At 63.5% G+C, this 26,396-nt stretch carries 20 protein-coding genes; 6 read left to right on the top strand and 14 right to left on the bottom strand.

All coding sequences use genetic code 11. The annotated features are described in order from the left end of the window. Window positions 1-314 precede the first annotated feature (314 nt). Window positions 315-3,512 carry a type I restriction endonuclease subunit R gene (locus BWR02_RS06405; RefSeq protein ID WP_139556907.1) on the top strand — a complete coding sequence of 1,066 codons (3,198 nt, stop codon included), beginning with the start codon at window positions 315-317 and terminating at the stop codon, window positions 3,510-3,512. An 18-nt stretch (window positions 3,513-3,530) separates the two neighbouring features. Here the strand turns inward: BWR02_RS06405 and BWR02_RS06400 are convergent, their stop codons facing one another. The 10 genes from BWR02_RS06400 to BWR02_RS06355 form a co-directional block, all read right to left on the bottom strand. After that, window positions 3,531-4,211: an NnrU family protein gene (locus BWR02_RS06400; protein ID WP_139556906.1), complete on the bottom strand. Its 681-nt coding sequence runs from the start codon at window positions 4,209-4,211 to the stop codon at window positions 3,531-3,533. Window positions 4,212-4,280: 69 nt separating this feature from the next. After that, the gene (gene moaB, locus BWR02_RS06395) at window positions 4,281-4,805 is read right to left on the bottom strand and encodes a molybdenum cofactor biosynthesis protein B (protein WP_139556905.1); all 525 of its coding nucleotides are present in this window, start codon (window positions 4,803-4,805) and stop codon (window positions 4,281-4,283) included. A gap of 54 nt (window positions 4,806-4,859) precedes the next feature. Further along, window positions 4,860-5,120 carry a hypothetical protein gene (locus BWR02_RS06390; RefSeq protein WP_139556904.1) on the bottom strand — a complete coding sequence of 87 codons (261 nt, stop codon included), beginning with the start codon at window positions 5,118-5,120 and terminating at the stop codon, window positions 4,860-4,862. Between the two features lie 266 nt (window positions 5,121-5,386). After that, window positions 5,387-6,679 carry a DUF6515 family protein gene (locus tag BWR02_RS06385; RefSeq protein WP_162560047.1) on the bottom strand — a complete coding sequence of 431 codons (1,293 nt, stop codon included), beginning with the start codon at window positions 6,677-6,679 and terminating at the stop codon, window positions 5,387-5,389. Window positions 6,680-6,696: 17 nt separating this feature from the next. After that, window positions 6,697-7,569: a DUF2092 domain-containing protein gene (locus tag BWR02_RS06380; RefSeq protein ID WP_139556902.1), complete on the bottom strand. Its 873-nt coding sequence runs from the start codon at window positions 7,567-7,569 to the stop codon at window positions 6,697-6,699. Window positions 7,570-7,759: 190 nt separating this feature from the next. Then, a complete protein-coding gene (locus BWR02_RS06375) occupies window positions 7,760-8,521 on the bottom strand; it encodes a peptide deformylase (protein ID WP_162560046.1) in 762 nt (253 codons plus the stop codon). Window positions 8,522-8,758: 237 nt separating this feature from the next. Beyond that, window positions 8,759-10,138, bottom strand: coding sequence for a UDP-N-acetylmuramoyl-tripeptide--D-alanyl-D-alanine ligase (locus BWR02_RS06370; RefSeq protein ID WP_139556900.1), 1,380 nt, complete (start codon window positions 10,136-10,138; stop codon window positions 8,759-8,761). Between the two features lie 104 nt (window positions 10,139-10,242). After that, window positions 10,243-11,151 (bottom strand): TIGR01459 family HAD-type hydrolase, encoded by a 909-nt coding sequence (locus tag BWR02_RS06365; protein ID WP_162560045.1) that lies wholly within the window; start codon window positions 11,149-11,151, stop codon window positions 10,243-10,245. A 29-nt stretch (window positions 11,152-11,180) separates the two neighbouring features. Further along, window positions 11,181-13,802 (bottom strand): YbcC family protein, encoded by a 2,622-nt coding sequence (locus BWR02_RS06360; protein ID WP_139556898.1) that lies wholly within the window; start codon window positions 13,800-13,802, stop codon window positions 11,181-11,183. A 4-nt stretch (window positions 13,803-13,806) separates the two neighbouring features. Then, window positions 13,807-15,438 (bottom strand): proton-conducting transporter transmembrane domain-containing protein, encoded by a 1,632-nt coding sequence (locus BWR02_RS06355; protein WP_139556897.1) that lies wholly within the window; start codon window positions 15,436-15,438, stop codon window positions 13,807-13,809. A gap of 231 nt (window positions 15,439-15,669) precedes the next feature. Between BWR02_RS06355 and BWR02_RS06350 the strand changes: the two genes are divergently transcribed. The 3 genes from BWR02_RS06350 (at window position 15,670) to BWR02_RS06340 (ending at window position 18,694) form a co-directional block, all read left to right on the top strand. After that, window positions 15,670-16,563, top strand: a complete 894-nt coding sequence (locus tag BWR02_RS06350; protein WP_139556896.1) for a LysR family transcriptional regulator — start codon at window positions 15,670-15,672, stop codon at window positions 16,561-16,563. A gap of 289 nt (window positions 16,564-16,852) precedes the next feature. Further along, on the top strand, window positions 16,853-17,302 hold the full coding sequence (locus BWR02_RS06345; RefSeq protein ID WP_139556895.1) for a hypothetical protein: 450 nt from the start codon (window positions 16,853-16,855) through the stop codon (window positions 17,300-17,302). Between the two features lie 180 nt (window positions 17,303-17,482). Continuing rightward, window positions 17,483-18,694 carry a hypothetical protein gene (locus BWR02_RS06340; protein ID WP_139556894.1) on the top strand — a complete coding sequence of 404 codons (1,212 nt, stop codon included), beginning with the start codon at window positions 17,483-17,485 and terminating at the stop codon, window positions 18,692-18,694. A gap of 121 nt (window positions 18,695-18,815) precedes the next feature. Here the strand turns inward: BWR02_RS06340 and BWR02_RS06335 are convergent, their stop codons facing one another. Beyond that, the gene (locus BWR02_RS06335) at window positions 18,816-19,013 is read right to left on the bottom strand and encodes a hypothetical protein (protein ID WP_139556893.1); all 198 of its coding nucleotides are present in this window, start codon (window positions 19,011-19,013) and stop codon (window positions 18,816-18,818) included. A 427-nt stretch (window positions 19,014-19,440) separates the two neighbouring features. On the opposite strand from BWR02_RS06335, the gene BWR02_RS20815 reads away from it, so the two are divergent. After that, a complete protein-coding gene (locus BWR02_RS20815; RefSeq protein WP_162560044.1) occupies window positions 19,441-19,584 on the top strand; it encodes a hypothetical protein in 144 nt (47 codons plus the stop codon). A gap of 64 nt (window positions 19,585-19,648) precedes the next feature. Here the strand turns inward: BWR02_RS20815 and lysS are convergent, their stop codons facing one another. Beyond that, entirely contained in the window at window positions 19,649-21,139 is a 1,491-nt protein-coding gene (lysS, locus tag BWR02_RS06330; RefSeq protein ID WP_139556892.1) for a lysine--tRNA ligase, read from the bottom strand. A 1-nt stretch (window position 21,140) separates the two neighbouring features. Continuing rightward, window positions 21,141-22,239 (bottom strand): peptide chain release factor 2 gene (gene prfB / locus BWR02_RS06325; protein ID WP_139556891.1). Its coding sequence is split into 2 segments (ribosomal slippage): window positions 21,141-22,163 and window positions 22,165-22,239, totalling 1,098 coding nucleotides; the frame shifts between segments, so codons are not numbered across the junction. 226 nt (window positions 22,240-22,465) lie between these two features. Between prfB and BWR02_RS06320 the strand changes: the two genes are divergently transcribed. Continuing rightward, entirely contained in the window at window positions 22,466-22,732 is a 267-nt protein-coding gene (locus BWR02_RS06320) for a DUF2024 family protein (protein ID WP_139556890.1), read from the top strand. Between the two features lie 90 nt (window positions 22,733-22,822). Here the strand turns inward: BWR02_RS06320 and BWR02_RS06315 are convergent, their stop codons facing one another. Next, window positions 22,823-26,350: a PPi-type phosphoenolpyruvate carboxykinase family protein gene (locus tag BWR02_RS06315; RefSeq protein WP_139556889.1), complete on the bottom strand. Its 3,528-nt coding sequence runs from the start codon at window positions 26,348-26,350 to the stop codon at window positions 22,823-22,825. Window positions 26,351-26,396: the final 46 nt, after the last annotated feature.

The following is a 26,396-nucleotide window of genomic DNA, read 5'->3' as shown; positions in this document are numbered from 1 at the left end:
CGTCGGGTCTGCTTCTTCTTCTGGTCATAGGCCAGCGAGGCGAAGGTCGTCTGTTTCATCCGGTCACCGCGTTCACGTGCTCTGTTGGCGATAGCTTACCAGCCGCATTTGTTCAGAGGCTCCTTAGCATTAGGGTTCGATCCCGATCGTGTCCGCTTTGAAATTGATCCGCAATTTGCGCAAGCACTTGGGGACTTGGACATTTTTGAGAACTCGCGCGTCGAACTAGCTAAGCGCAGATCTACCATTGGCGAGATTCCAGATCGGGGATCGATTGATCTTCCTGACGGAACTTCGATCTTGGAGCAGTAGCGATGTCGCACGCCTACTCCGAAGACCAGCTCGTCGAGCAACCCGCCATCGCACTGTTCGCGACACTGGGTTGGCAGACGATGTCCGCTCTGGACGAGCGCTTCGGGCCGGACGGTTCGTTGGGGCGCGACACGAAAGGCGAAGGCGTGCTGCTGCCGCGGTTGCGAGCAGCCCTGTCGCGGCTCAATGCTGATATGCCGCCGGAAGCGATCCAGGCGGGCATTGATGAACTGACCCGCGACCGCTCGGCGATGAGCCTGGAGGCCGCCAACCGGGAAGTCTATCGGCAGCTCAAGGACGGCATCCCCGTTTCCGTGCCCGACCGACAGCACGGCGGGCAGAAGATCGAGCGACTGCGCGTCGTCGATTGGGAATTCCCGGAGCAGAACGACTTCCTGCTGGTCAGCCAGTTCAGCGTGACCGGCGCGCTCTACACCTGCCGGCCCGATCTGGTCGGCTTCGTCAACGGTTTGCCGTGGGTCGTGATCGAACTGAAGAAGCCCGGCGTGCCCGCGCGGGCGGCCTTCGACGAGAACCTGACCCACTACAAGCAGCAGATCCCGCAGCTTCTCTGGTTCAACGCCTTGCTGATCGCCAGCAACGGCACCGACAGCCGAGTGGGTTCGCTCACCGCGGATTGGGCGCGTTTCTTCGAGTGGAAGCGCATCGAACGCGAAGACGAGCCGCGACGCGTGTCGCTGGAGGTGATGCTGCGCGGTACCTGCGACCGCGCCCGCCTGCTCGACCTGGTGGAGAACTTCACGCTGTTCTCGGAGCACAAGGCCGGGCTGGTGAAGATCCTAGGCCAGAATCACCAGTTCCTTGGCGTCAACAATGCCATCGCCTCGATGCTGGAGGCCCGCAAGCTTGGCCATGGCCGCGGCGGCGTGTTCTGGCAGACGCAGGGCAGCGGCAAGAGCTTCTCGATGGTGTTCTTCGCCCAGAAGATACTCCGCAAGCTGGCCGGCAACTGGACCTTCGTGGTGGTGACCGACCGGGTGGAACTGGACGAGCAGATCGCCAAGACCTTCAAGGCCGTGGGCGCCGTGTCCGATGGCGCGTGTCATGCGGTCAGCGGCGCGCACCTGCGCGAACTGCTGCAAGGCAATCACCGCTATGTGTTCACGCTGATTCACAAGTTCCAGACACCGGAACGGCTGTGCGATCGCACCGACGTGATCGTGCTGACCGACGAGGCCCACCGCAGCCAGTACGACACGCTGGCGTTGAACATGCGCGCCGCCTTGCCGAAGGCGCTGTTCCTCGCGTTCACCGGGACGCCGCTGATCGCCGGTGAGGAGCGCACCAAGGACGTGTTCGGCGACTACGTCTCGATCTACGACTTCCAGCAATCCATCGAGGACGGCGCCACCGTGCCGCTGTTCTACGAGAACCGCACGCCGGAACTGCAACTGATCAACCCGGACCTCAACGAAGACCTGTACCAGTTGATCGAGGAAGCCGAACTCGATCCCGAGCAAGAGGCCAAGCTGGAGCGGGAACTGGCCCGTCAGTACCACCTGCTGACACGGGACGACCGCCTCGAAACGGTCGCGAAGGATATCGTCCGGCATTTCCTCGGGCGGGCGCCGTTGGATCAGGCGATCGGCAAGGCGATGGTGGTGTCCATCGACAAGGCCACGGCGCTGCGGATGTACGACAAGGTGCGTAAACACTGGAACGAGGAAGCCGAACACGCGCAGCAGGAGTTGGGCGCTCTGGCCTACCAGCCGCCTGGCGGGGAAACGGACCCCGAGCAGGCTCGGCGGGACCGGCGGCGAGCGGAACTCAAGGAGCGGCTCGCAGTGCTCACGACCACGGACATGGCCGTGATCGTCTCGCCCGGGCAGAACGAGATTCCGCAAATGCTCGCGCTTGGGCTCGACATTGCGGCGCACCGGCAGCGCATGAATACCTCGCAGCCGGGCCTCGCCGAAAAGTTCAAGGACGTGGACGACCCGCTCAGACTGGTGTTCGTCTGTGCGATGTGGCTGACCGGTTTCGACGCGCCGAGTTGCTCGACGGTCTATCTCGACAAGCCCATGCGTAACCACACGCTGATGCAGACCATCGCCCGCGCCAACCGGGTGTTTCCCGGCAAGCACAGCGGCGTGATCGTCGACTACGCGAACGTGTTCGCGTCGCTGGAAAAGGCGTTGGCGATCTACGGGGCCGGGCAGGGCGGAAAGAACCCGGTCCAGGACAAGCAGCAGCTCGTCGCCGCTTTGCGCCATGCCGTGACGACCGCGACCGCATTCTGCATGGCACAGGGCGTCGATCTGGACACGATCGAGTCCTTGCCGGCGGGCAGCGCCGAGCGGCTGCAATGGCTCGACGATGCACTCGACGCGCTGATCTCGCCGGACACCGTACGCCGCGACTTTCTCTCGCACGAGCGCCTGGTCGCCACGCTTTATCGGGCTGTGAAGCCCGACCCGGCGGCGCTGGACTTCGCCTTGCGGGTCGCCGGCCTGGCCGCGTTGGCGGCGGCCATCTCCGCAAGATTGAACCCGACCGCGCCCGATATCTCGTCGGTGATGGGGGTGATCAACGATCTGCTGGATGCCTCGATCACCGGTCACGACATCCGGCTCCAGGGGCCGCCGCCGCTCGATCTGTCCCGGATCGACTTCGAGGCCCTGGCGCGACGGTTCAAGCAGTCGCGCCGCAAGAACACCGATCTCGAAGTGTTGAAGGCGACGATCCGCGCCCAACTGGAACGGATGATTCAGTTGAACCGCACCCGCGCCGACTTCGCGGAGCGGTTCGAGGCGCTGATCGAAAGCTATAACGCCGGCAGCCGCAGCATCGAGGAATTGTTCGCCGAGTTGGTGAAGCTGTCCCAGAGCCTGTCCGAGGAGCAGCAGCGCCATGTGCGCGAGAACCTGTCCGAGGAAGAACTGGTCATCTTCGACATCCTGACGCGACCGGCCCCGGACCTGACGCCCGCGGAGCGCGCCGAGGTCAAGAAAGTGGCGCGGGACTTATTGGCCCGCCTGAAGGAACTGTTGGTGCTGAACTGGCGGTTAAAGGCGCAGGCCCGCTCGCGCCTGAAGCTGCTGATCGAGGACACGCTGGACACCGGCTTGCCGCGAGCCTATACGCCCGAAATCTTCCATCAGAAGTGCTCGGCGGTGTTCGAGCACGTCTATGAGAGCTACCCGGAGCGAAACGCGGGGGTCTATGCGGGCTTGGCGTGATGCGCCTGGGAGAGACGCCTAGAACAGCGGCGACACGCCGAACAGCTTCAGGTGGAAGTGCATCATCGCGAGATAGACGAACAGGCCGCCGGCCAGGCGCGCCCAGCCGATCTCGCGGAAGCTGAAGTGGTTCCGTTTCTCCTTGATCGCGACGAAGGGGATATTGGATGTGACGGCGACGAAGCGCTCCCAGTCGCTGCCGCAGGCGCGGCGGCGCTTGGCATCGATCGAGCGGGTGCCGAGCAGGCACATGACGAGCAGGGAGCCGAACAGGATCAGCGCCGCCAGGTCGCCATTAGCGATCAGGTGCGTCAGCGCCCACAGCGAGACGCCCCAGAGAAATGGGTGGCGCGTGATGCGCAGCACGCCCCGTGCCGGGTCGGCCTGCTGCAGCGCGCTCTCGCCGCCGACGGCGGTGGGGTTTTTGGTCGTGCCTCCGGCCACGACGAGCAGGAAGGCGATCAGCATCAGGAATACGGCGACGGGCTTGAACCAGGTCAGTTGGCCCCAGGTTTCGATATAGGGGGCCTGGCGGTAGGCGTAGGTCAGCCAGATGATGCCGAGGACCGACAGCACCGAAAAGCCGGCACGGAAGGCGCCTTCGCCCCGGCGGGCAACCAGCACGTCTCGCAGCCGGGTGCCGGCGATTCCGACATGGATGGCGAAAAAGAACAGCGCGGCAAGGGTGAGTTCGAGCATGGTGTTTGCCTATGGCAGTCGGGCGGTAAGAGGCAGTCCCCGGCTTCCGGCCTGTTTTCCTTCGGGGTTTCAGGCTTCCTTGAGTCGCGGCAGCAGTTCGGCCAGGTTGCACGGACGGGTGCGCGCATCGAGCTGGGCGCTGATCAGTTGGTCCCAACCCGTGCGGCAGGCGCCGGTCGATCCGGGTAGGCAGAAGAGGTAAGTACCGTTGGCGACCCCGGCGATCGCTCGCGACTGAATCGTCGAGGTCCCGATCTCCTGCAGCGAGAGCGCGCGAAAAATCTCGCCGAAGCCCTCGAGGGTCTTGTCGAACAACACCGAGACCGCTTCGGGCGTGCCGTCCCGGCCCGTGACCCCCGTGCCCCCGGTCGTGATGACGACCTGAACCTCGGGGTCGGCGATCCAGTCCGAGACTACCGCCCGGATTCGATAGATGTTGTCCGGAACGATCCGCCTGTCGACGACCCGGTGCCCGGCATTGCCAATGCGGTCAGCCAGGGTTCGGCCGGAAGTGTCGTTCTCCTCCGTGCGGGAATCCGAAACCGTCAGAATGGCGATGGCCAGCGGCAGGAAAGCACGGGATTCTTCGATCATGGCAGCGAGTGAAAACGGTGTCGATCTCCCGGCGCGAGCCGGGCGCTTTGCGGATCAACCCTGGGCGGCGTCGCGAGGTTTGGGTTCTTCCTCGGCCGTTTCCGACTCACGCTTGACCACGTGAATGCGTCGCTCAGCCTCGGCGTAGTCGACTCGCTGCTCACAGTCGCGAATGGCGCTGGGCTCGCAATCGGTGCGATGGCAGTCGAATTCACACTTGGCGACGCGATCGGGCACGTCCTGCGCGATCGACTGCGTCAACCGTAACCAGGCACGTTTGAGGTGACGAATGCCTGGAAAATCGCTCCAAGACATGAATTTCTCCGAGGGCAGTGATGGAACGAAGGGGTGAGCCCGGCAAGGCCGGGCGCGGCGAATTCCCTTGCGACCGGGAACAACATCAGACGATACAGGCCTGCAACCCGGAAGTCGAGCAGCAGGAAGCGTCCGGGTCGCCTCAGCACCCCCGACCCGGGCGGCCTTCGCCCGGGAGTGCAAAACCGCATGTTTCCGGTGGGACCCGGGTGCCGGCCATCATCCGCACGTCCGGACGTAAGTCCGGTCGACGGCCGCTCCCCGCCTCAACTGCCGGGATTGGCGACGACCTGGTAGACCACGTCGCTCCCACTGTAGAAGGGCCGATAGTAGACGCCGCCGTATTCGAGATATTGCACGCCTGCGACATTGCGTGTGGCCGCACCATTGGGGATCGAGCTGACGGTCAGGCCGGGCGGTGGGGCGACAACCTTGTACCCCTGGCTGGTCTTGGTGTAGAACGCGCCACCGCAGTCCATGAAAGCCTGGCCGGCCCCATAGACGGTCGTGCAGGACGGCGGCAGGCTCTGAACGGTTGCGCCCATGGGCGGCGGCACGACGACGTACTGCGACCCCTGCGGCGCGTAATAGACACCGCCTGCGTAGTAGTAGGGGTTGCCCTCGACGATTACCGTCGTCGAGTTGGTGGGGATGGACGCCATCGATGCGCCGATCATCATCCCGGTCATCCCTGCCATGGCCAGACCGCCGTAATAGCCGCCCCAGGTGCCATAGTAGGCAGGATAGACGCCGGCATAGCCGTAATACCCGTAGTTATATCCGTGATGGTCGGCATACTGGACCGCCTGTGTGGCATGGTCGTAGTGTGTCTGCGTCATCTTGTTCTGCTGCGCGTAGGCATTTTGCTGCAGCGTGTTGGCTTCGTTGTAGCGGTTCTGCTGCAGCGAGTCTTGCTGGTTCTGGCGGTTCTGTTGCATGGACTCCTGCTGGTTGAACCGGTTTTGCTGCATCTGCTGCGCCGTGCCTTGTCGATCATCCGCCGTGTTCTGGAACGTCTGCTGGCGGTTCGCCTCGTCACTTTGCAGGGTCTGCTGGCGGTTCCCCTGGTTCGTTTGCGAGCGACTGCCCCAGTCGTGTGCGACACCGGAGTCGCTCGACGAGGCTCGCACGCTGCCCAGGCCGCCGCCGCCGAAACTTCCCGAGCCGATGCCACTGCCGCCGAAGCGTTGGCCGCCGTCGTTCTGATCGAAACGCTGGCCTCCGCCGTCCTGCCCGGCGGAGCGATCGCCGAAGTCGTCGCCACGGCCGCCACCGAAACCACTGCCGCTGCTGCCGCCCCGGTTGTCGCCGAAGTCGCCGCGACCGCCTCCGAAGTCCCCGCCGCCACCCGAACGGGAACCGAACGCACCCCCTCCGACGTGATCGCCGAAGCCACCGCCGCCGAACCCGCCCCCACCGAAGTGTCCGCCGCCGAAGCCGCCGCCAAAGCCACCGCGCGCATGCGACTCCGGGCACGCTGCGATGGCGAGCATCGCGCCGATCAGCCCTGCGCCCGCGCGGCTTCGAACTCGGCTGTATGACATGACTGTTGCGTTCATGACTGCCTCCTCGGTCTTCATTTCGCCCCCTTTGCCGGGACGTTGGTGGCGGGTCCCGCCGCGGCCTTCAGGAACTCGATTCGTTGCGCACTGGGTGGCAGAGCCGGCACGAAGACCGAATCGGCGAAGCGCGCGGTGAAATTCCAGTCGGTCAGTGTCGCGATGAATTGCGGCGCTCCGGGGAGCGTCTTGTAGGTGATCGCCAGTTTTCGCGGTACCCGCATCAGCCCGTCGTCGATCCAGATTTGCCAGTCGACACTGTTCTCGATGAATGCGAGGTGATGGCAGCGGTGGCCGCCGACGTCGCTGATGCCGACATGAAAACCGTACAGTGTGCCGCGCCTCAGGACCGCATGCGGGTCGGAGTACAGCAGGTCGGACAGCGGCGGCGTGAAGTGCAACTCCTTGATCAGATGATCGAGCGTGGCGTCGATCGTTCCCGGTGCCTTCTCGGTCGCATAGACGCCGTGCCGATCGTCCAGCAGCGTGATCTGTTTCCCGTCGAACCAGAGCCGCTTGTCGCCGGTGTCGCCGGTACTGTGCGAATAAAGGCGATCGGGGCGATGCACGGCGATGTCGTTCCGCCCCGAGAAGAGCAGCTTCTGGCCTGACGGCAGCAGATCGTCATACAGGATTTCGGCACGGACGCTGAATTCGTTGGCTGCCTTCAAGTAGTCGCTCATGTCCTGCAGGATTCGGTCCGCTTGCGCGCTGACCTGCGGGGTTACCGTAGCCGCAGCCGGCGCAACGGTCGCCGGCTGTTTGGCCTGAGCTTGCTGCTTGGTCGGCTTGCCCGATTCGGCTCCGGCCGGCCCGGCGAAAACACAGGCGAAGATCAGCGCCACGGCCATCTTGACCCCGGTAGGGGATCGCAGCGCGTGTCTGTTCATGTCGATACTCTCCTTGGTGTCGGTTCGAGATAGCTCACAAAGTGGCTGCACGGTGGCGCGTTGCGCGGCGTTCCTGCGTGGCGAAAAAGTGTACACCGGCGTTGTTCTGCGTCGCCAATTGTGCCGCAATACAATGATCGAAAGATGTAATTTTCGAGCGTCTGGCGATGCGCTTCGCCCGGATCCTTCGTCAGTGCGCGGGGGCCGAGGGCTGCGGAGCGGATCTCCACGTCTGCCAGGCCGCCTCCATAAAGGGGCTGCAATGCGCGGTGCCTGCTTCCCGGCAGGCCTCCTCGGCGGCGCCAGCCACACGCGCGATAGCGGCTTCGGGGACGAAGTCCTGCCGCTCCAGTCCGTCGCTCAACAGCAAGCCGTCCAGATGATCCAGCTCATGCTGCAGCACGACGGCCGCACTGCCACTGATCCGTTCCTCGTGCCACTGTCCCGTCAGGTCCCGAAAATGAACGGTCACCTCGGCTGAGCGCTCCGTATGGCGATAGCCCCAGGGTACGGACAGGCATCGTTCCCAGGACCCGATCCTGCGTGGACTGCGGGCCTCGATGCTCGGATCGACCAGCACCTGGTGATGCGTCCGATGTGCGTCGTCTTCTCGGAGCAGCACGACCACCCGGATCGGCACGCCCAGTTGGACAGCGGACAGGCCGTCGCCCCCATGTCGCGTCACCGCCGACCGCATTGCCTTGACGAGTGGCTCGAGGCCGTTCCCTAGCGGGCCCGCGGGACGGCTGGGTTGGTGCAACAATGCCCTCTCCGCCGGTCTGTCGATCGAGATGATGAACGATTGCGGCTGATAGTGCGCGCTCAAGGCGACAGTGTTGCGCGGGGTGTCCGTGCTGCAGCCGCCGATCATGGCGGCCAGCAATCCGGCAATCCGGCGTTGCGCACCAGGGGCGACGAAGGGGAGGGAGCTACCCCAGGCTCGGGATGTCACCGCGGTCTGTGCCGTTACAGCACCGGCGGCTCGATGGAAACAAGGCATGTATACGCAGGCGTTAACCGGGTTGGCCTTATGGTTTGTTGGCACGTTTGCCGGAGGGGCTCTTGCCGCCGGGTCGTAGACAATGTGATCCAGGCCGGTGGCTGCTTCACGCCGTGCTGTCGGGGCCGCAGCCCCGCGTCCATTGCCGCAATCCCATTCCTTGCACGAGTCGCCCGGCTGACAGCCGGATCAGTCCGAGGATGGAACCGACGGCAGGAGCGCGTCCACGACGCGCTCCATGCGCATGAAGCGCGAGCCCTTGACCAGCACCGCGGGCGCAGTGTCCAGCAATTCGGACGCCGCGGAAATGAGGTCGTCCACGTTCTCGAAGTGCTTTCCTGCAGGGCCGAAGGCGGCGACGGCGGTCTTGGTCAGCGGGCCCAGCCCCAGCAACCGATCGATACCGTGTTCGCGTGCGTAAAGCCCGATCTCTTCATGAAAGGCGGGGCCCTGATCGCCGACTTCGCCCATGTCGCCCAGCACGAGCACCTTCAGTGCCCGGTTTTTCGCCAGCACGTCGATGGCCGTCCTGACCGAATCCGGATTGGCGTTGTAGGTGTCGTCGATGATCAGCGAACCATTGCGGCCTTGTTTGGCCTGCAGTCGACCCTTGACCGGTTCGAAGTCGCCGAGGGCCCTGGCGGCCGTCGCGACGGGGACGCCGACGGCCCCGCTGGCCGCAATGGCGGCCAGGGCATTCCGGACGTTGTGAAGTCCGGCCGCCCGGAGTTCGAAGGTGGCGCGACCGAGCGATGACAAGAGATCCACCGCGCTGGATACCGGGCCGAGCCGGTACTGGGCAGAGACCGAGGCATTCGGTTCGGTGCCGAAAGACAACACCGTCCGGTGCCCGGCGAGAGTGCGCCAGTAGCCGGCATGCTCGTCGTCGGCGTTGATGACGGCCGTGCCGTCTGCGGGCAGCGCCGCGATCACGGCGCCGTGTTCTTCGGCCACGGCGGCGACATCTTTCATGAATTCCTGATGTTCGCGCTGGGCGTTGTTGATCAGTGCCACGGTGGGCTCGGCGAGCGCGGCGAGATGAGCGGTTTCGCCGGGATGGTTCATGCCGAGTTCCACCACGGCGACGCGGTGGTCGGCGTGCAGGCGCAACAGGGTCAGCGGGAGACCGATGTCGTTGTTGAAGTTGCCTGCGGTGGCCAGTACGTTGGCGGGCCCGAAGTGGGCGCGCAGGCAGGCGGCGATCATTTCCTTCACCGTTGTCTTGCCGTTGGAGCCCGTCACGGCGATGACCGGTATGCTGAACCGGCCACGCCAGTCGTGCGCCAACTGACCCAGCGCGACGCGGGTGTCGTGGACTTCGATCAGTGGCAACCGGGACGACAGCGGACTGGCGGTGAGATTGGCCGCGCGGTCCACCAGCGCGCCCGCGGCACCCTTTTCTAGTGCGAGTTCGAGGTAGTCATGTCCGTCCACCCGTTCGCCCCTCAGTGCGATGAACAGGGCGCCGGGTTCGATCGTGCGCGTGTCCGTCGACACCGAGGTGAAGGCGGCGTCTGCGCCCAGCAATGGGGAGTTCAGGGCGGCGGCGGCCTGCGACAGGTTCAGCATGCGGAGGATTCCTCAGGCGACGGGGGCATTGCGGCGGCCGGTAGCATACACCGAAAATCCACCGTGCCGTGGTGCGCGCAGGCGTCGCCTGAGTCGATCGGGTCCTACCAGCGGAACTCCCGGATCGCCCAGTCGGGCTCGGCGCCGTAATCCTGCACCAGTTCCCGCAGCAGCGCGAGCCGTTCTGTGGTGTCATGCGCCGCGGCGAATTCGTGCCGATGTATTCCGTCGGTCACGAACGCCGTCGCGAGGCCCGCCCGCCCGCCGCCACCGATGTCATGGTAGAGCGAGTCGCCGATCGCGATCGTGCGGGCGGGGTCGGCCGAACGGCATTGTGCCAGTGCGAACCGGTAGATCGCCCGGTGAGGTTTGCCGATGTATTGCACGCGTCCGCCGAGGTCTTCGTACAAGCGCGCGAATTCCCCGGCACTCGGCGCCACTCCCTCGTCCGTGAAGCGCATCAGATCCGGATTCGCGCAAATCAGGGGCAGGCCGCGCGCGCAGCCCAGCTCGAAGGTCGCCTGGTAGTAGCTGCGCGGCAGAGAATCATCGACACCGGATAACAGGATGAAGTCGGCATCGCCGACCGTCGCGACGCGGGTTATGGGCAGTCCATCGGTGATCGAGCGGTCGCGATCGCTGCTAAGCAGCAGGCAGCGCTGCCCCAGCGCCTCTTCGAACGGCGGTTCACGCTTCGCCAGAAGGGCGCGCGCCATTTCGCCGGAGGTTACCACGGCCCGGTAGAGGTGCGGGCTGATCCCCAGCGAAGCCAGGCGGGCGGTGTTCGCCGCGACGGATTTTCCGGAGTTGCTCAGCACCACGATGTCCTTGCCCAGACCAACGAGCCGCCGCAGGCAGGCGATCACACCGGGAAAGGGCTGATGCCCATCATGCAGAACACCCCATTGGTCGAGCAGCCAGGTGTCGTACTTCTCGGCGAATTCGCCGACGCCAGCGGCAAACTGGGTCGCGCATCCGGCCGCCGGGCCGCTTCGGTTCGGTGTTACTGCCATGGTTCTCGCGTGTCGGGGCCAGCTTTCGGTCAACAAGTTGGCTGCCATTCTACCGAACCTCCGTGGCGCAGATAACGCTTGCCTTCATCCGCAATGGCGAACAGATGGACCCAGCCGTTTGCGACCAACTCCCGTACGTGGGCATGGCGGGCGATGACGCGGTCGATGGCTGCGGTCGGCGCCTCGATGAAGACCATTAGCCGGAGCGGCTCGTGCACGAACTTCTGGCCGTCGTGTACCGACTGATAGGGCAGGCCCGCCCGGAGATCGCCGCCGTTGCCTTCGAATACCCCCAGTGTTCCCACCACATTGTGTAGCGTCTTGTTGCCACTGCCGAGCAGTTCCGGGTCCACGGTCGAAGCGAAATACTGGAGGTTGATCCAGCTCGCAACGACCATCGGTGCGGTCATGATCAGCTCGAGCAGCGAACCGTCCGGATCGGTGGCCGAGTCGTAGTCGTGCAGGAAGGCCCGCCCTTCAAGATTCAGGGTCCGGGTGCGGTCGCGCGAGGCTGCGATGAAGATCGCGTTGCCGGCTAGGCCCCATTCCGGGCGGACCTGCGACCAATCGCGGCTCCGGGCCTCGATCCGTCGGTCAAGCTGTTCCGCATTCGTCCCGGTGATGCCGAGGCGTGGCGCGCGTTCACGGCGCGCGATCCTTGAAGCCGCATCCAGCCATTGCCGCAGCCGGACGAGATCGTCGCGATGAGACCACGGTACCCGGTCCGGGTCATAGAGCGTGACGGCATCGGTGGTCGTGTCATGGAGTGCGGCCAGAAACCATGTATCGGGCGGGATCGTTAGCCCCTCATCGGCGAGTGCCGCTCGCACCCAGGGATCATTCAGGATGGCTGCCGCCGTGCGGGCATTGGCCTCACCGCTGTGGCCGCCGCAGGCGCCGCAATTCAGCCCTGCAGCATAGGGATTGTTGACCGTGGTGCTGCCGTGTCCACAGAGCAGAACCAGGCGCGCGAACTGCCCGGTGAGACCCATGCCGCGCAGCGCGTTCCGTGCCAGCTCCACGCGGTCCTCCCGGGAGATCCCCGAGGGCATCCGGTGAATGGAGCCGCTGTCGGTCGCGGGCTGGAAGTCCAACGTGGGACCGAGACGATCGATCAAGCGTCGTTCCAGGCCGTCCTGGCTCGGCGGCGCGACGGGTCGCGTCAGGCCGAGGGTATCGCTGACCAGCTTCGGCGCGAACAGCAACCCGAAGGTCTCGACATAGGAGAAGCAGGAAACGGCGGATGACTTGAACGCCTTCCAGGCGCGTGCCGCCCGCTTGCGACCGATGCGCTTGCTCAGTATCCGCTCGACCTCGCGCGGCCCCGCCCCGGCTATCGTTTCCCGCACGCGGAAGCGGGGTTTGATCAGTACCGGGCACTGCGCCGGCCCGTGGTTATGGCCGAGTGGCACGTACTCGATCGGGACGCCGAAGAAACCGGCGAAGCCGTGGGTGCGAATGCCTTGCGACTGACTCTCCAGCGCGCGGCGAAAGACCTCGGAGCGCACGTCGATGCAGAAGACGGCGGCCACCTCGGGGCGTTGCCCATGAGCGAAAGGAATGGAGCGGTCGCAAGCATTCGCGGTCCGGAGTCGCTCGATGGTGCGCCGGTGGAAGGCGTGCTCGTAGGCCTGTTGCGCAAGGTGGCGCGGGAACAAGCCGGACTCGGGAAGTAACGATGCCGGTGTGTCGTCGCGCTCCCCCGCGCCGGACGGATGCCAGAACCGGTCGGGCAGGTCTTCCCCGAATTCCATGAACAGCGCGTAGTCGTAAGCGAGGCGGATCGCCAGCAGCTGCAGCAGCGAGTCGTCCTCTTGTTCCGGGCGATTGCGCTCGCGGACGCGATACTGGACATACGCGCTCCACCCGGAGATCGACATCAATGCGCGATGCAGGAAGTCCACGAATGACCCCTCCGGCACCTCAAGCACGGCCATGACCCGTCCGATCGCGATCAGCGGGTCGAAGGGCAGCTGCGCAATGTGGCGACGGAAACGCCGCAGGCCGCTCAGTTCCGCGTTGCGGTCGAATTGCGCGGTGCGCCGCCATGAGACATAAGGTTTGCAGGTCCGCCATGGACTCTGCCATGAAGCCTGGCCCTCGTCGAAGTGCGCCGCACACCATTTCGATATTTCCTCGGTGGTCAGGCGTGTCCAGCGTCCGCCGGCATCCAGGGCATCGGCTACGGTTCGAAAGCGTCCTGCAGAGGAACTCGGCGGCATCCTCTGCAGCACGCGCAGTCGCTCGATCAGACGGGTCGGAGTGAGTGCCGCCCCGCCCTCGGCAATCGGGTCCGGCATCGACCGTCCATGCTCATCGATCGCCCGCTGCAGGTCCCCTTCAGTGATCCAGCCACGTTCGACTTGCGCGAGATAGAAATCCGCCGGCATCAGCAATTCGCCGTGCGCATTGCGGTAGACGGTTCGGCAGGCCTCGGAATAGGTTTGGTCGCTCAGGCCCAGGAACGGATTCACGGCGACGAAGGTCTTCAAAGGCCATAGTGGCGCAATCCGCATGCAGGCGGAGCGGATCGCTGCCTCGAGTCGCGGCGACACCGAAGGGACCGGCGCGGACGCGCTGAGTCTGTGGTTTTCGAGCGCCGGCTCGGTGGCGACGAAGGGTGTGATGACGGCATTCTCGCGAGGTGGCATGGCGCTACTCCCAGTTCGATGAGGGTTCGGATGCGGAGGGCAACGGCCAGATCCGCTCGATCACCCGGTTGGCGATCGTGCTGATGTAGAGGCCGTTGTAGAAGTGCACGTAGAGACGCTGCCACAAGGGGTTGTCGATGCGGCCGGGAAGTCGGCTCTGCACCAGCAGCATCGTGACAAACAGCATGGTTACTGCCGCTGTAAGGGTCAGATCGAAATCGCTGGCTCGCGGCGGAAGAGGAGGCAGGGCGCTGCGCAACAGATGGGCGAAAGCGGTCTGCAGCGCGAAGTAGCCGATACAGACACAGGCCGCGACCGCCGTCGCGCGGGCGACCGTCCCGTACCCGGGATGAGCGCCGGCGGACTTCCACAGCAGGAAGGTCACGGCCAGCGTGAGCACCGCGCCCAGCGCCACGACGCCCGGTTCGCTTGCGGGCGATACGCCGAAGCCATGGGCCGAGGCGAGACTAAGCGCCAGCGCGCCGGCAAACGCGGCCAGCAGCGGACCGGCGGTCTGGTTTTTCGGCGCCACCTGAACCCAGGAGGCGCGTGCCAGATCGACGACGCTACCCGTCGACAGAAAGGCGTGGGCCTTGTATAGCGAATGGGCAACGATATGCAGGATCGCGGCGGAGAAGGCGCCCAGCCCGCACTGCAGCATCATGAATCCCATCTGGGCCACCGTCGAAAACGCCAGGGCCTTCTTGATGCTGGTCTGGGTCACCATGACGAGTGAGCCGTAGAGCGCCGTCGCCGCTCCGACCACCGCGAGCCCGCTCAGCACCTCCGGCGACAGCACGATGACGGGGCTCATCCGGACCACGAGGAATCCGCCGGCATTGATGATGCCCGCATGCATCAAAGCGGAGACCGGCGTCGGTGTCTCCATGACTTCGGGCAGCCAGGAATGGAATGGAAACTGTGCCGACTTGAGCGCGGCAGCGGCGATCAACAAAGCGCTGATCGTCGTCAGCCCGGCGGCCGATAGCGCGGGGGCGGCTGCATTTGACGCACTGCCCAGGAGTTCCGCTGTCGCGAAGATCGGGGCGAATTCCAGCGTTCCGAATTCACGGTAGATCAATACCATCGCGATGATTAGCGCCGCGTCCCCGAGGCGGCTGATGAGGAACTTTTTGCGTGCTGCGAGCAGGGCGCCGGGGCGGTCGGCATAGAAGGTCAGTAACCGGTGCAGACTCAGGCTAGTCAACATCCAGGCCAGCGTGAACCAGAGCAGATTGCCCGAGACGATGACTCCGAGCACGGCGCCGATGGTGACGGAAAGCCACTTGCAAAAGTGCCCCTGCTCCGGGTCGCCGTCCATGTAATTGCGCGCGTAGCGTGTCACTGCGGTTCCGATGAAGGACACCAGCAGCAGCATCACGGCCGTCAGCGCGTCGAAATACGCGACCGGCGCGAAGGCCGAAGTCACCGCTATCGCGGTTCCGTTCTCCAGTGTGCCCGGGAGTGCCTGCGCCATCGCGGCGAGGCTTGCGGCGGCGAAGGCGATCCACATGAGGATCTCGGAACCGACCGCCATGGTGCGGGCGTGACGGTTCGCCCAGTGGCTGGGTACGAGAGCCGATGCCATCAACAGCAGGGGCGATAAGGCCGTGGATCCGTGCAGCCAGGCGTTCATTGGCAGCCCACCTCGGTTCCGCACCGGAAACCCGGCACGAGGTCCCGTTGGAACCGGTTTCCCTTGGCTTGCCGCGGTTGCCCTACCGGCGGGTGTCCGCTGTAGGGGTGACGAAAACACTCTGCAAAAAACATGGTTGCTCTCCCATGACCGATGAGGTTCGGAATAGGCTAGCAACGACGTCATATTTGATCCAATATATGAAAAAGAAAAATGAAATCTATTCTATAAATGACGAAAAATTTGAATTACAAGCACCTCCGGTACTTCTGGGTCATCGCCAACGAGCGCAGCCTGACCCGCGCCGCAGAGCGCCTGCATGTATCCCAGTCCGCGCTGAGCATTCAGCTGAAGCAGTTGGAGGAGAGTATCGGACAGGCGCTTTTCGACCGGGAGAATCGCCGTCTGGTCCTGACCGAGGCTGGCCAGATTGCGATGGAGTACGCGAATACGATCTTCCGGGCGGGCGAGGAACTGCTGAGCACCCTGCAGAACCGGCCTGCCGGTCAGCGGCAGGTGCTACGCGTTGGTGCTGTGGCGACCCTGTCCCGGAACTTTCAACTCGATCTGCTGCGTCCCGTCCTGGGCCGCCCAGGCCTTGAGCTGGTGGTGCGTTCCGGCAGCCTGCGCGAGCTCCGCTCGCAACTGCAGGCTCATGCGCTGGACCTCATCCTTTCCAACGTGCCCTTGAGGCGGGATGCCGAGGTCAATTGGCACAGCCACCTGATCGATGAGCAGCCGGTTAGTCTGGTCAGCCGACCGTTACCCGGGTTGGACGACTTCCGCTACCCGGAGGGACTGCGGACGACACCACTGTTGCTGCCCACCCTGGAAAGTGATCTACGGGCGGCTTTCGATCTGTTGCTGGATCAAGCGGGGATCAGGCCGTTGATCATGGCGGAGGTCGACGATATGGCGATGTTACGGTTGCTGGCACGGGAATGCGCCGGCGTGACGCTGGTGCCGCCGGTCGTCGTCAAAGATGAGTTGCTGAACGGCACGCTGATTGAGCGCTGTCGCGTGCCGGGGCTTAGGGAGTGTTTCTATGCGATAACTCCGAATCGCCGCTTTCCCAATCAGGTGGTCAGAGAATTGGTGACCTCGCCCCGGCCGGCAGCCGCTTGACCGACCTTGGTGTTGTCCCCTGGTCGCCGAGCGTCGCCCGCGAGCCGTTCTGAGCTGGTCAGCGATATAGTTACTAAAAGTAAAAATTCAATAGTATCTATTTGATCAACGTTTTTCCGGCTGATAGTGTCTAGGCGACTCGTGGCCGGTAGCCGTCAACTTCCCCGTGGCTGGGGATCTGCAGACCCGTTATCACTGCCTGCTCCGGCGCACGATGATTGGCATTTCGACTTGCGCTCCGCGCCGGATGGGGCGAGGGGCGTTGTGGCTGAACGGACGGGAGGCATTAATGAAGTCAGGCGTCAGCGGGAATCGATGGTCGGCAATGAGTACCGTAGCGTTGGCGGAGGCCCTTCGATCCCGTGCGCTATGGCTCGGTCTTCTGACGGCGATGTTGTGGTTCTTTCCCGACGCAACCCTGTCGGCGATGGGTAGCGTGTTACATGTCATCGTTGGCTGGATAGAAATTGCCCTGAAAAGCCTACTCGAGGGCGCATTCGGACTCTCGCACCGCACGGCGCAGGTCATCGTTGCCTGGGGCGGAATGGGCGCGCTGCTGGTGGGCCTGGGCATCGCGGCACGGCGGCTCTGGTGCTGCGCGACCGAGGGCGTCTTACTGCTCCGGAGTGTGGCGCCTCTATCTATTGCTGTCCTGCGGTTTGCACATTTCGGGACTTCAGTCCGTGCGGCGATGCTGGCGGTCACGGGCCTCGCTTTGGCCCTGTATGGATTCGCCTGATGGAGTGCTCGACGGGCAGGTGGCGCCGTGCGAAACAGGTCTCCATCAAGGCGACGTATGCCGCACGTCGGAAACGTCGAACCGTGCTGTCTGGCGCTTTTGGCCGCCCTTGTCGCAGACTCGGGAGGCGCGGATATCACTCTGGCAGAGACCCCTCTGTCAGCCCGGGAACTGCCCGAGTTGGATTCAACAGCAGAGTCCTACCGCACGCCGCGCCTGGGCGAGGGCTTCCGGACCCATCTCTTCGGCGAGGAAGTCGTCGTTCCGGCACGGGATCCGCGTCACGTGACCGCGTGGAAGCTGGGTGCCCAGTTCGAGGCGCCCGCGCCCACGGGTCGGCTGGTGCTGCCGGCGGGAGCGTTGTACCTGTGGCGGCATCCCGACGAGCGGCATCTCTATCGGGCTGAGATCGCCGGCGTTTACAACAACGTTTTCTGGAGTCTGAAGCCCGAGGACTGGGGCGACTTCGAGTTCGGTTTCACATTCAACAACTTCACGCTGCCCGAAGCCTGGAATGAGGTTTATGACGGCGTGACCGACAAGTCACAGCAGATCTACTGGGGCTTCGTGCGCCCCGGCTTCACGCTCGGCTATCGCCAGTCGCTGGAGAACGGACGCTCGGATAACATGTGGCAGATCAACTGGGTGGTCGAGCCTGGATATTTCTACTCGGGCCGCAGCAGCCAAACGGCTGCCGACATGGTGCTGCCCCGCAGCACTTTCGAACTACGTAACCGGCTGGTGGTGCGCTGGGACGGCCTGGAGCGGAACCTGCTGTCTCTGCCACATGCCGGTTACGCAGCCGGCGCCGACTTCGTGCAGGGCTTCCGGACCGATTGGGACGATTGGGGAACCCCTGGGTATTCGTTCTCGAAGAACGAAGGCCAGCACTATTCGATCGTCAATGCCTATGCCGTGGCCAGTGGCGGGATCCCGTTCGTGGACAGCGAGCGGCATCGCATGGTGGCTTGGTTGCACGGTGCAGTGGGACACAATGTCGACCGGTTCAATGCGATCCGGGTGGGCGGAGGGCCGAATGCGATGGGAATGGAATACGGAGCATCGGCCATGCCCGTGCTACCCGGCACGTCGATCTGGGAATTCTATCCCGAACACTATTTGATCGGAGCGCTGGAGTACCGATGGGAGCTGAGCTGGTTCTCCTATCTTTCCGCGCATGGCGGCGTCGGTTACCTCGATCCGTATCGTCCGACCGCCAGCGGCGAGCTCAGGCGCTCGAACGAGTTGCTGCCGTGGATGGGCGCGCGCCTCAGTACCGGTTTCATAGGCGACACGATGGTCATGCTCGATTACGCGCACAGCTTCAACCTGGTGAATCAGGACACGCGCGGTGCGAACGAAGTGATGCTGTGGATCAGCGGCGAGCTCTGAGCGGATGGCCTGGTCAGACGGGCGGATCGGCGGGAGCGCCCCGTTAGCGAGCGGCCTGGAGACGTTGAGCCCCCGAAAGCGGCCACTCACTCGCGGCGTATGGCGACGGGATGATCGCGTATCAGGCGAAAGTCTGATGCTGGCTGTCTTCCTCATGCTCGGTAAACCACTCGATATCGAGCTTTTCCTTCAGCCAACTGCGCGTAAGCGGATGGTTCGCGCCGTAGAGGCGGAGCGCATTCCCGTACCCTTCATTGACCCAGGCAACGAGCTTGTGGAGACGTTCCAGTCGTTGTTGTTGCAGTTGTTCGTTGTTCATGGCCGTAATGCTTTTTGCTTGGCTACGTCTTTCGAGCAAAGTCTAGGAAAGCAAAAAACGGAAAGGGTTCAATCCGTGTCCCTCACTCGTCGTCTTGACTGTGGGCGATCATAAAGCCGCGGCCTGGTCGTCTGCAGTGAAAAATTCCCCATGCGGTCCGTGTGCAGCAGTCGGCAGCGGCAGATCGCCACCCCTTCCGTCAGCGCGACGGTCAGCGTCGTACCCCGTGTCCGTGCTTGGCGCCGGTCTGGCCGGTGGGTTCGCCGGCCGTGGACGGTGGGCGGCTCAAGCGGTAACCTTGGGGCTTGCGGGCTTCCAGCTGAATGGCAAGGAGCAGCTACCCGATCGGCGTCCCTCGAAGCGCCTGAGGCGGTGGGTATGAAACATGCAGCATCGAGAGCAAATGGACGAGACGCGAGAAGCCATCATGAACAGTCAAGAACGCCAAGGCGTGACCATGCAGGCGCTGAGCATCGTTGAGACTCCTGCGGAAATCGCAAAAGCCATGTCGATAATGGGCGGGTGGATGTTTCTGTGGACCGGGGCCCTGCTATTGCTGGTTCTGGTCTGAATGTGACGCTTTTGGGAATCCGCGAGCGGCCGCTGGAGGCCGCCCTGCTGTCGGCGCCGCTTTCTCAGAGCTCCGGGCGCATCTGCGGGAACAGGATGACATCCCGTATCGAAGCGGAGTCGGTGAAGAACATCACCAGCCGGTCGATGCCGATGCCTTCACCGGCGGTTGGCGGCAACCCATATTCCAGCGCGCGAATGTAGTCGGCGTCGAAATGCATGGCCTCCTCGTCGCCGGCCGCCTTGTCCTCGACCTGCTGGCGGAAACGGGCGGACTGATCCTCCGGATCATTCAACTCCGAGAAACCGTTGGCGAGTTCCCGCCCGGCAACGAAAAACTCGAAGCGGTCCGTGATGAACGGGTTTTCGTCGTTACGGCGCGCCAGGGGTGACACCTCGGCCGGGTATGCAGTGATGAAGGTCGGCTCCATTAGCCGATGTTCGACGGTTTTCTCGAAGATCTCGGTCTGGATCTTGCCCAGACCGTCGGTGGCGGCGACGGAAATTCCCAGCCCCCGCGCGATGCCCGCGGCACTTTCGCGGTCGGCCAGATCGCCCGGCGCGATGTCCGGGTTGTAGAGCAGGATGGACTCCAGGACAGTCAGGCGGCGGAAAGGAGGTCCCAGATCGTAGGGATGACCCTGATATTCGAGCAGTGTCGTGCCGAACAGCGACGTCGCGATACCCCGCAGCAATTCCTCGGTCAGGTTCATCAGGTCGCGATAGTCCGCGTAAGCCTGATAGAACTCGATCATCGTGAATTCGGGGTTGTGCTTCGTCGACAGACCCTCGTTGCGGAAGCTCCGATTGATCTCGAACACCTTCTCGAACCCCCCGACGACAAGCCGCTTCAGGTAGAGTTCGGGCGCGATCCGTAGATATAAATCCATGTCCAGGGCGTTGTGATGCGTCACGAACGGCTTGGCTCGGGCGCCACCGGGTATCGGCTGCATCATCGGGGTCTCGACTTCGAGAAAGCCCCGGTCGCTCAGGAAATTCCGGATATAGCGAATGATCTCCACGCGCCGACGGAACACCTGCCGCGTTTCTTCGCTGACGATGAGGTCGACGTAGCGTTGCCGGTAGCGGGTCTCGGTATCGGTCAACCCGTGGTACTTCTCGGGCAGGGGCTGCAGGGATTTGGTCAACAGGCGGATGTCGGTGGCCTTGATCGACAACTCCCCGGTCTTGGTCCGGAACAGCGTGCCTTCGACTCCGACGATGTCGCCGATGTCCCATTGCTTGAACTGCTCGTAGACGCCATCCGGCAGGGCATCCTTCTGCAGGAACACCTGCATGCGGCCGGACATGTCCTGTATCTGGGTGAAGCTGGCCTTGCCCATCAGACGCTTGGCCATCAGCCTTCCGGCGGCCTTGACCCGGACCTGACGCGTCTCGATCGTCGCGCCGTCCTCTTCGCCGTATTGTTCATGCAGCGCCTGGACCAGCGTGTTGCGCCGGAAGTCGTTCGGAAATGCCACGCCGTCCTGGCGGAGTTCCGCCAGCTTCTCGCGTCGCTGGGCGATCAGTTTGTTGTCGTCGGGGGTATCGCTCATGTCACAAGCCGCTCTTCAGACTTTCCTCGATGAAGGGATCCAGATCGCCGTCCAGTACGGCCTGCGGATTGCCGGTTTCCCAATTGGTACGCAAGTCCTTGATCCTCGATTGATCCAGAACGTACGAGCGGATTTGGCTGCCCCAGCCGATATCGGATTTGGTCGCCTCCAGGGCCTGCTTCTCGGCGTTGCGCTTCTGCATCTCCAACTCGTACAGCTTCGCGCGGAGTTGCTTCATGCAGCGGTCGCGGTTGGCATGCTGTGACCGCTCACTCTGACACTGCACGACGACGCCGGACGGATTGTGGGTGATCCGGACCGCCGACTCGGTGCGGTTGACGTGCTGCCCGCCGGCGCCCGAGGCACGGTAGACGTCGACGCGCAGATCCGCCGGATTGATGTCGATATCGATGCTGTCGTCCACTTCCGGCGAGACGAAGACCGACGCGAAGGACGTATGCCGCCGGTTGCCCGAATCGAAGGGCGATTTCCGCACCAGCCGATGGACGCCTGTTTCGGTTCGTAGCCAGCCGTAGGCGTAGTCGCCTTCGAAGCGGATCGTCGCGCTCTTGATGCCCGCGACGTCCCCCGGAGACTCCTCGATCAGTTCGGTCTTGAAGCCGCGGCGCTCACCCCAGCGCAAATACATGCGCTCCAGCATTTCGGCCCAGTCCTGGGCTTCGGTGCCGCCCGATCCGGCCTGAATGTCCAGGAAGGCGTTGTTCGGATCCGCTTCGCGCGAGAACATGCGCCGGAATTCGAGTCCGGCGACCTCTTTTTCCGCCGCATCAAGGTCTGCGGCGACCGTTTCCACGGTGTCTTCGTCGTCCTCGGCGACTGCGAGTTCCAGCAGGTCGGCGGCGTCGCTCACCCCTTGCCCGAGCCGAATCAGACGATGTACTACGCCTTCGAGTTGCGTGCGTTCCCGGCCTAGGCTCTGCGCTTTGTCGGGGGTGTCCCAGATCTTCGGATCTTCCAGTTCCTTCAGGACTTCGTCGAGGCGTTCCTGCTTGATGTCGAAGTCAAAGGTACCCCCTAAGAGCTTCTATGCGGCTCTTGAGATCTTTGGTTTGCTGGTAAAGGGGGTTGAGTTCGCGCATGGTGGCGGCCGCTTGCAAAAGCCCCTAATTTTACACGAGCTGATGCCTTGGTGAGAAACGTCTGAGAGGATGGTGCCCGTGTTCGGCGTCGCGTGGCGTGATTGACACGAAATAGCAATCGCGGCAATCTAGTTTCGAAAGCGAACTAGAAAGCGTCGGAGCCAGCGCCGAGAGGCCTCCGGTCGCCGACACTGGTTCTTTGCCGAGCACTCACGAGAGGAACCCCATGACCCAGTTCCATGTTTTCGATACCTATGCCGTCAGCGGCAATGGCCGCATTCTGCATTTCGACGTCGTCCTGTCAGAGAAGAGCCAGGAAAAAGCCCTGGCTCACGCTCGCGACTGGCTCGCCGGCATCGGCGAGTCCGCGGCTGTGGTCAGAGCGGAGAGTTGCTGCTTTTGTCACAGCTCGGTGGGAGCCCCCGAGGACGTCAGGCGGGATGTCGCAAGCCAGGGTTACGCGATCATCAAGCTCGAGGGCTGCCCGCACTAGCCGGCGGAGGCGTCAGGGTATCGCAGTACCCGCGTGCCCAGGGGCCGCGCCTTTCCGTTGCAGGGCGCGGCATCCGGGCTCGTTCCGAGCTCAGGCTTCGGCCGTGGCGTCGCGGCTCCGCCGAGCAGAGGTCTTGCGTCCGGTAGCCCGTGGCTTCATCGGGTCCGCTCCCAGCGTCCCGACGAGTCGGTCCGGGTAGGCCGCGTCGCTGACTTCGGCCAGGGTGCGGCGTGCCCTTTCCAGGCGTTCGATGATCCGCAGCTTCTCCGCGTAGGGCGTGTGGTGGTGCTGGTCCAGGAAGCTTTCCAGGTACAGCACGTGTTTGCGCCACAGCTCGATGTCTCGCTCCTGTTTGGTGCGCAAGCGCTCCCGGTACCAGGCCGACCCCAGCAGATTCTCTCGAGTGAACATCGCTCGGATCGCCGGGTGATGCGCGCCTTTGCCTTCGTAGCTCCCCGTTGCCATGATGTAGAGCAGCGCGCGGAGCGGGGGGCAGGCTTCGTCGATACTGCCGTCGTCCAGATACTCCTGAGCAACGCGCCGCTGGGTTTCTACGATGTTGGCGATACCGTCCACGAAGCAGGCGAGGTCCTGCTTCTCCGGCTTGAGAATCTCCTCGGTCAGCACCAGCGACGGGGTGTCGAACAACTTGCCGAAGTGGTGGTGCACGAAATGACTGGTGATGCGGTAGCCGAGCCGACTGGCCAGGACGGTTTTCCCCTCGTGCTCGAAATCGAGCACGGGTTCCAGGTAGCCTTCTCGGATCAGGTAGTCGGGATCCTGAGCCTGGGGTGACAGGCGGCACCAGATTTCGGGCGCCAGCAGGCTGATGTCGTGATCGACACGGAAGTGGGGTCCCACATGCCCAGCTGCGGTGCTGAAGCCCCCGTAGCCGGTCAGGATGTAGGACACCAGCGCCGCGTTGAGGTCGGCGGTCGCCCGGAGGGCATTGAATGGACCCTTAGTCAGCGCGCCCTCGCTGCCCGCCCCCGTCGTCGACGGCGATTTGCCGGTCAGGCTGCAGATGAAGTCCATGAACAGTTCGGGCAGTTCCTGGTAATGGATCGGGCTGTAGACGCACAGCGGTCGGATTCCGGATTTCCAGTCGGGCGGATTGTTGCGCCGGCCGGCCAGCACGGCACCGACCGGCCACATTACCGGTTCGTGCAGCGGTATACGCCGGCTCAGGCGGGCCCCCATCTCGGCCAGATAAGGCTTGAACTCGTCTTCGAGATCCTGGCGTAACTGCAGATAGCGCGGATTCTTGCTCGGCTTTCCGTCGACGATCCGTGGATGCGCGGAGGAGACCGCGAACCCCTCCCCGGACTTGGCCGCGGCCTGCAGAAATTCCTGCATCGGCGGACTGTACTGGTTGAAGCCGATCACGTCGTCCACCAGTGACCGCACCTCTCGGGTACCCAGCGGTTCGAAATTGGAGATGAAGTTGCCGCTTTGGGTGAGATCCCGCTCGGCTTGCAGGTCGAGGCCACGGTGCACGGCATCGTCGGGGCGCTGGAACAGGCGGTATTCGCAGTTGTGGGTCAGCTTGACGCTGGGATTCACGATTGCCGGGGGACGATTCCGCAACTGATGTGTCGGAATCACGACCGAAGCCGTGATGTCGTCCTCCATCTGCAGCTTTTCGGCGGCAATGTAGTCCTGACGCAGCTTGAACACTCGCCATGAACCATTCTGTTCGAAACCGATACGCAAGTACGACGCGACCAGTGCCCGGTCGTCCATCTTCAACTCATGGCCGGGACTGCCGTTGACGATGTCGGTGGCGAAGTGCCTGCGCCAGTCGGCGCCCCATTCCGGCCGATAGAAGCGCTTGATCATGAAAACGATCGACTTGATTCGCGTCGGGATCGTCTCGAGCCAGGCGTTGTAATCGTCGGTGAAGGTGCTCGGTGACGGGTTGAGCAGTTTGATCACGGAACCGAGGCTGCGCTTCGGGCTGAGCAGCGGGGTGCAGCGACGCTTGCTGTAGTCCGGGCCCATGCCGGGCCGGTAGCGATCGCTATAGTCGCGGTTGCACAGCGATTCGACGAAATCCAGGTCCTGCTCCAGATCGGCGACGAAGACCGGTCCGAACAGAATCGTATTGTCGATGGACTTGGAAATCTCCGACTTGCCGCCGCCGGAAACGGTGCAGGGCTTGTGGCACAACAGCCCCTCGGCATCGGTGCCGACCAGTCGCCACGACGGTGCCGACGGATGCTTGCGCATCTCGATCTTGTAGCCGGTCGGATGCATGTAGACCTGGCCTGGGCGGAGCGGGATTCGCTGGGTGCTGTCACCCAACCGCCAACTGATGCGCTGGTTGTTGAGATCGACCTGCATGTCCTCCGGCAGATAGCACAACTGCGGAAATCGCTTGTCGATGCCATAGCCTTCGGGCTGGATGTCCATGATGTCGCCGAAGCGGGCCTTCACATCGGCGAAGTTGTGGTCGGTCAGGCGGATCCGGGGGTCGGCCCCGAATTCCTCGCCATGATTGTGACTGGCGAAGGTCAGCGCTCCGCCCGCATGTTCTTCTTCGGCCAGGCCGAACAGATTCGCGGAAAAGCTGATCTGGGTCTTGACCTCCTTCTTGCAGTACCCGAAGTAGTTGTCGGTAATCAGCGTGACGATGGTTCCCGAAGCATCACGCGCGGTGATCTTGTAGGGTTCGCCGTCGTTGTACAGTTCGCTCTCGCCCTGCCAGCACATTCGGTCGGCGCGCTGGCGTTCGGTTGCCTGACTGTAGCGCGGCAGTCCCAGTTCCTTCTTGGTCATGCCGAGGAGATGCGGAGCCAGAATGATGCAGCCGGTATGCCCGGTCCAATGGTCGATGTCCAGCCCGGCGTCATTTTCCGGCAGGTGGGGATTGCCGGCGTTGCCGAAGATGCTTTCTACGAAGTCGAGGTTGGATACCATGCCGCCCGGCGCGAAGAAGCGGATCTCCATGCTCTTTTCCGGAAGGACTCCCGGCACGGCGGGGCTGACCGTGGGTCGCAGCAACAGGGATACGAAAATCTCGGCCGGCTCTTCCTCGCGGCAGGTGAAGGGCAGCCCCAGCAAGTCGCGCGGAGGATTCAATGCTCCCTGCAACAGTCGGGCGAAGGCCAATTTCGGCACGGCGCGCTTGTCGCTGGGGATCGGCAGGCCCCCCTCGGCGATATGGAATGAGCCCTTCGTGGTGCGACGGTCGCGCAGCGTGTTGTGCAGCACGCCTTGGCGGACTCGATAGCTCTTGATGATGTCCGATTCGAACCGGTCGCCATCCGGCGGCAACGACAGTTCGCGAGCGATGCCGAACCGGTGCAGGATCAGCGTGTTCGATGGCAGGCGCAGCGGATTCGGCAGGCGCAGATCGGCCAGATAGGCGTCCAGGAACGTCTGGATGCGCTGGTCGGCAGGACAGAGGTAGTCGGGGACGAGACGCGACTGGGCGCGGTAGCAGTGAACGAGATCTTCGGCCACGCTGATGAAATCACCGGTGTTGACCTGTTGGCAGATTGGCTGACCGGCTGCGGCAAGCGTCAGATTGATGTTCAGAAAGTGACGGCGGCGTAGCCGCGATTCGTCGGGGTTCAAGTCGGCAGGCGTGAGCCCGATGGCCTTTTTGACGTCCACGGTTGGGTGTCCTCGACTTTCGTACGGTTTCAGAAGCGTGCGGGCT

Source organism: Methylotetracoccus oryzae, assembly GCF_006175985.1.
GTDB classification, from domain to species: domain Bacteria; phylum Pseudomonadota; class Gammaproteobacteria; order Methylococcales; family Methylococcaceae; genus Methylotetracoccus; species Methylotetracoccus oryzae.
Note: the sequence above shows the minus strand (reverse complement) of the source record. Positions and strands in the feature narration are given on the sequence as shown.

What these genes read in the sequence shown, in the direction of transcription:
- BWR02_RS06405 (WP_139556907.1), top strand. Translation starts at nt 315, where the DNA reads ATGTCGCACGCCTACTCCGAAGACCAGCTCGTCGAGCAACCCGCCATC.
- BWR02_RS06400 (WP_139556906.1), bottom strand. Translation starts at nt 4,211, where the DNA reads ATGCTCGAACTCACCCTTGCCGCGCTGTTCTTTTTCGCCATCCATGTC.
- moaB (WP_139556905.1), bottom strand. Translation starts at nt 4,805, where the DNA reads ATGATCGAAGAATCCCGTGCTTTCCTGCCGCTGGCCATCGCCATTCTG.
- BWR02_RS06390 (WP_139556904.1), bottom strand. Translation starts at nt 5,120, where the DNA reads ATGTCTTGGAGCGATTTTCCAGGCATTCGTCACCTCAAACGTGCCTGG.
- BWR02_RS06385 (WP_162560047.1), bottom strand. Translation starts at nt 6,679, where the DNA reads ATGAACGCAACAGTCATGTCATACAGCCGAGTTCGAAGCCGCGCGGGC.
- BWR02_RS06380 (WP_139556902.1), bottom strand. Translation starts at nt 7,569, where the DNA reads ATGAACAGACACGCGCTGCGATCCCCTACCGGGGTCAAGATGGCCGTG.
- BWR02_RS06370 (WP_139556900.1), bottom strand. Translation starts at nt 10,138, where the DNA reads ATGCTGAACCTGTCGCAGGCCGCCGCCGCCCTGAACTCCCCATTGCTG.
- BWR02_RS06365 (WP_162560045.1), bottom strand. Translation starts at nt 11,151, where the DNA reads ATGGCAGTAACACCGAACCGAAGCGGCCCGGCGGCCGGATGCGCGACC.
- BWR02_RS06360 (WP_139556898.1), bottom strand. Translation starts at nt 13,802, where the DNA reads ATGCCACCTCGCGAGAATGCCGTCATCACACCCTTCGTCGCCACCGAG.
- BWR02_RS06355 (WP_139556897.1), bottom strand. Translation starts at nt 15,438, where the DNA reads ATGAACGCCTGGCTGCACGGATCCACGGCCTTATCGCCCCTGCTGTTG.
- BWR02_RS06350 (WP_139556896.1), top strand. Translation starts at nt 15,670, where the DNA reads ATGACGAAAAATTTGAATTACAAGCACCTCCGGTACTTCTGGGTCATC.
- BWR02_RS06345 (WP_139556895.1), top strand. Translation starts at nt 16,853, where the DNA reads ATGAAGTCAGGCGTCAGCGGGAATCGATGGTCGGCAATGAGTACCGTA.
- BWR02_RS06335 (WP_139556893.1), bottom strand. Translation starts at nt 19,013, where the DNA reads ATGAACAACGAACAACTGCAACAACAACGACTGGAACGTCTCCACAAG.
- BWR02_RS20815 (WP_162560044.1), top strand. Translation starts at nt 19,441, where the DNA reads ATGAACAGTCAAGAACGCCAAGGCGTGACCATGCAGGCGCTGAGCATC.
- lysS (WP_139556892.1), bottom strand. Translation starts at nt 21,139, where the DNA reads ATGAGCGATACCCCCGACGACAACAAACTGATCGCCCAGCGACGCGAG.
- BWR02_RS06320 (WP_139556890.1), top strand. Translation starts at nt 22,466, where the DNA reads ATGACCCAGTTCCATGTTTTCGATACCTATGCCGTCAGCGGCAATGGC.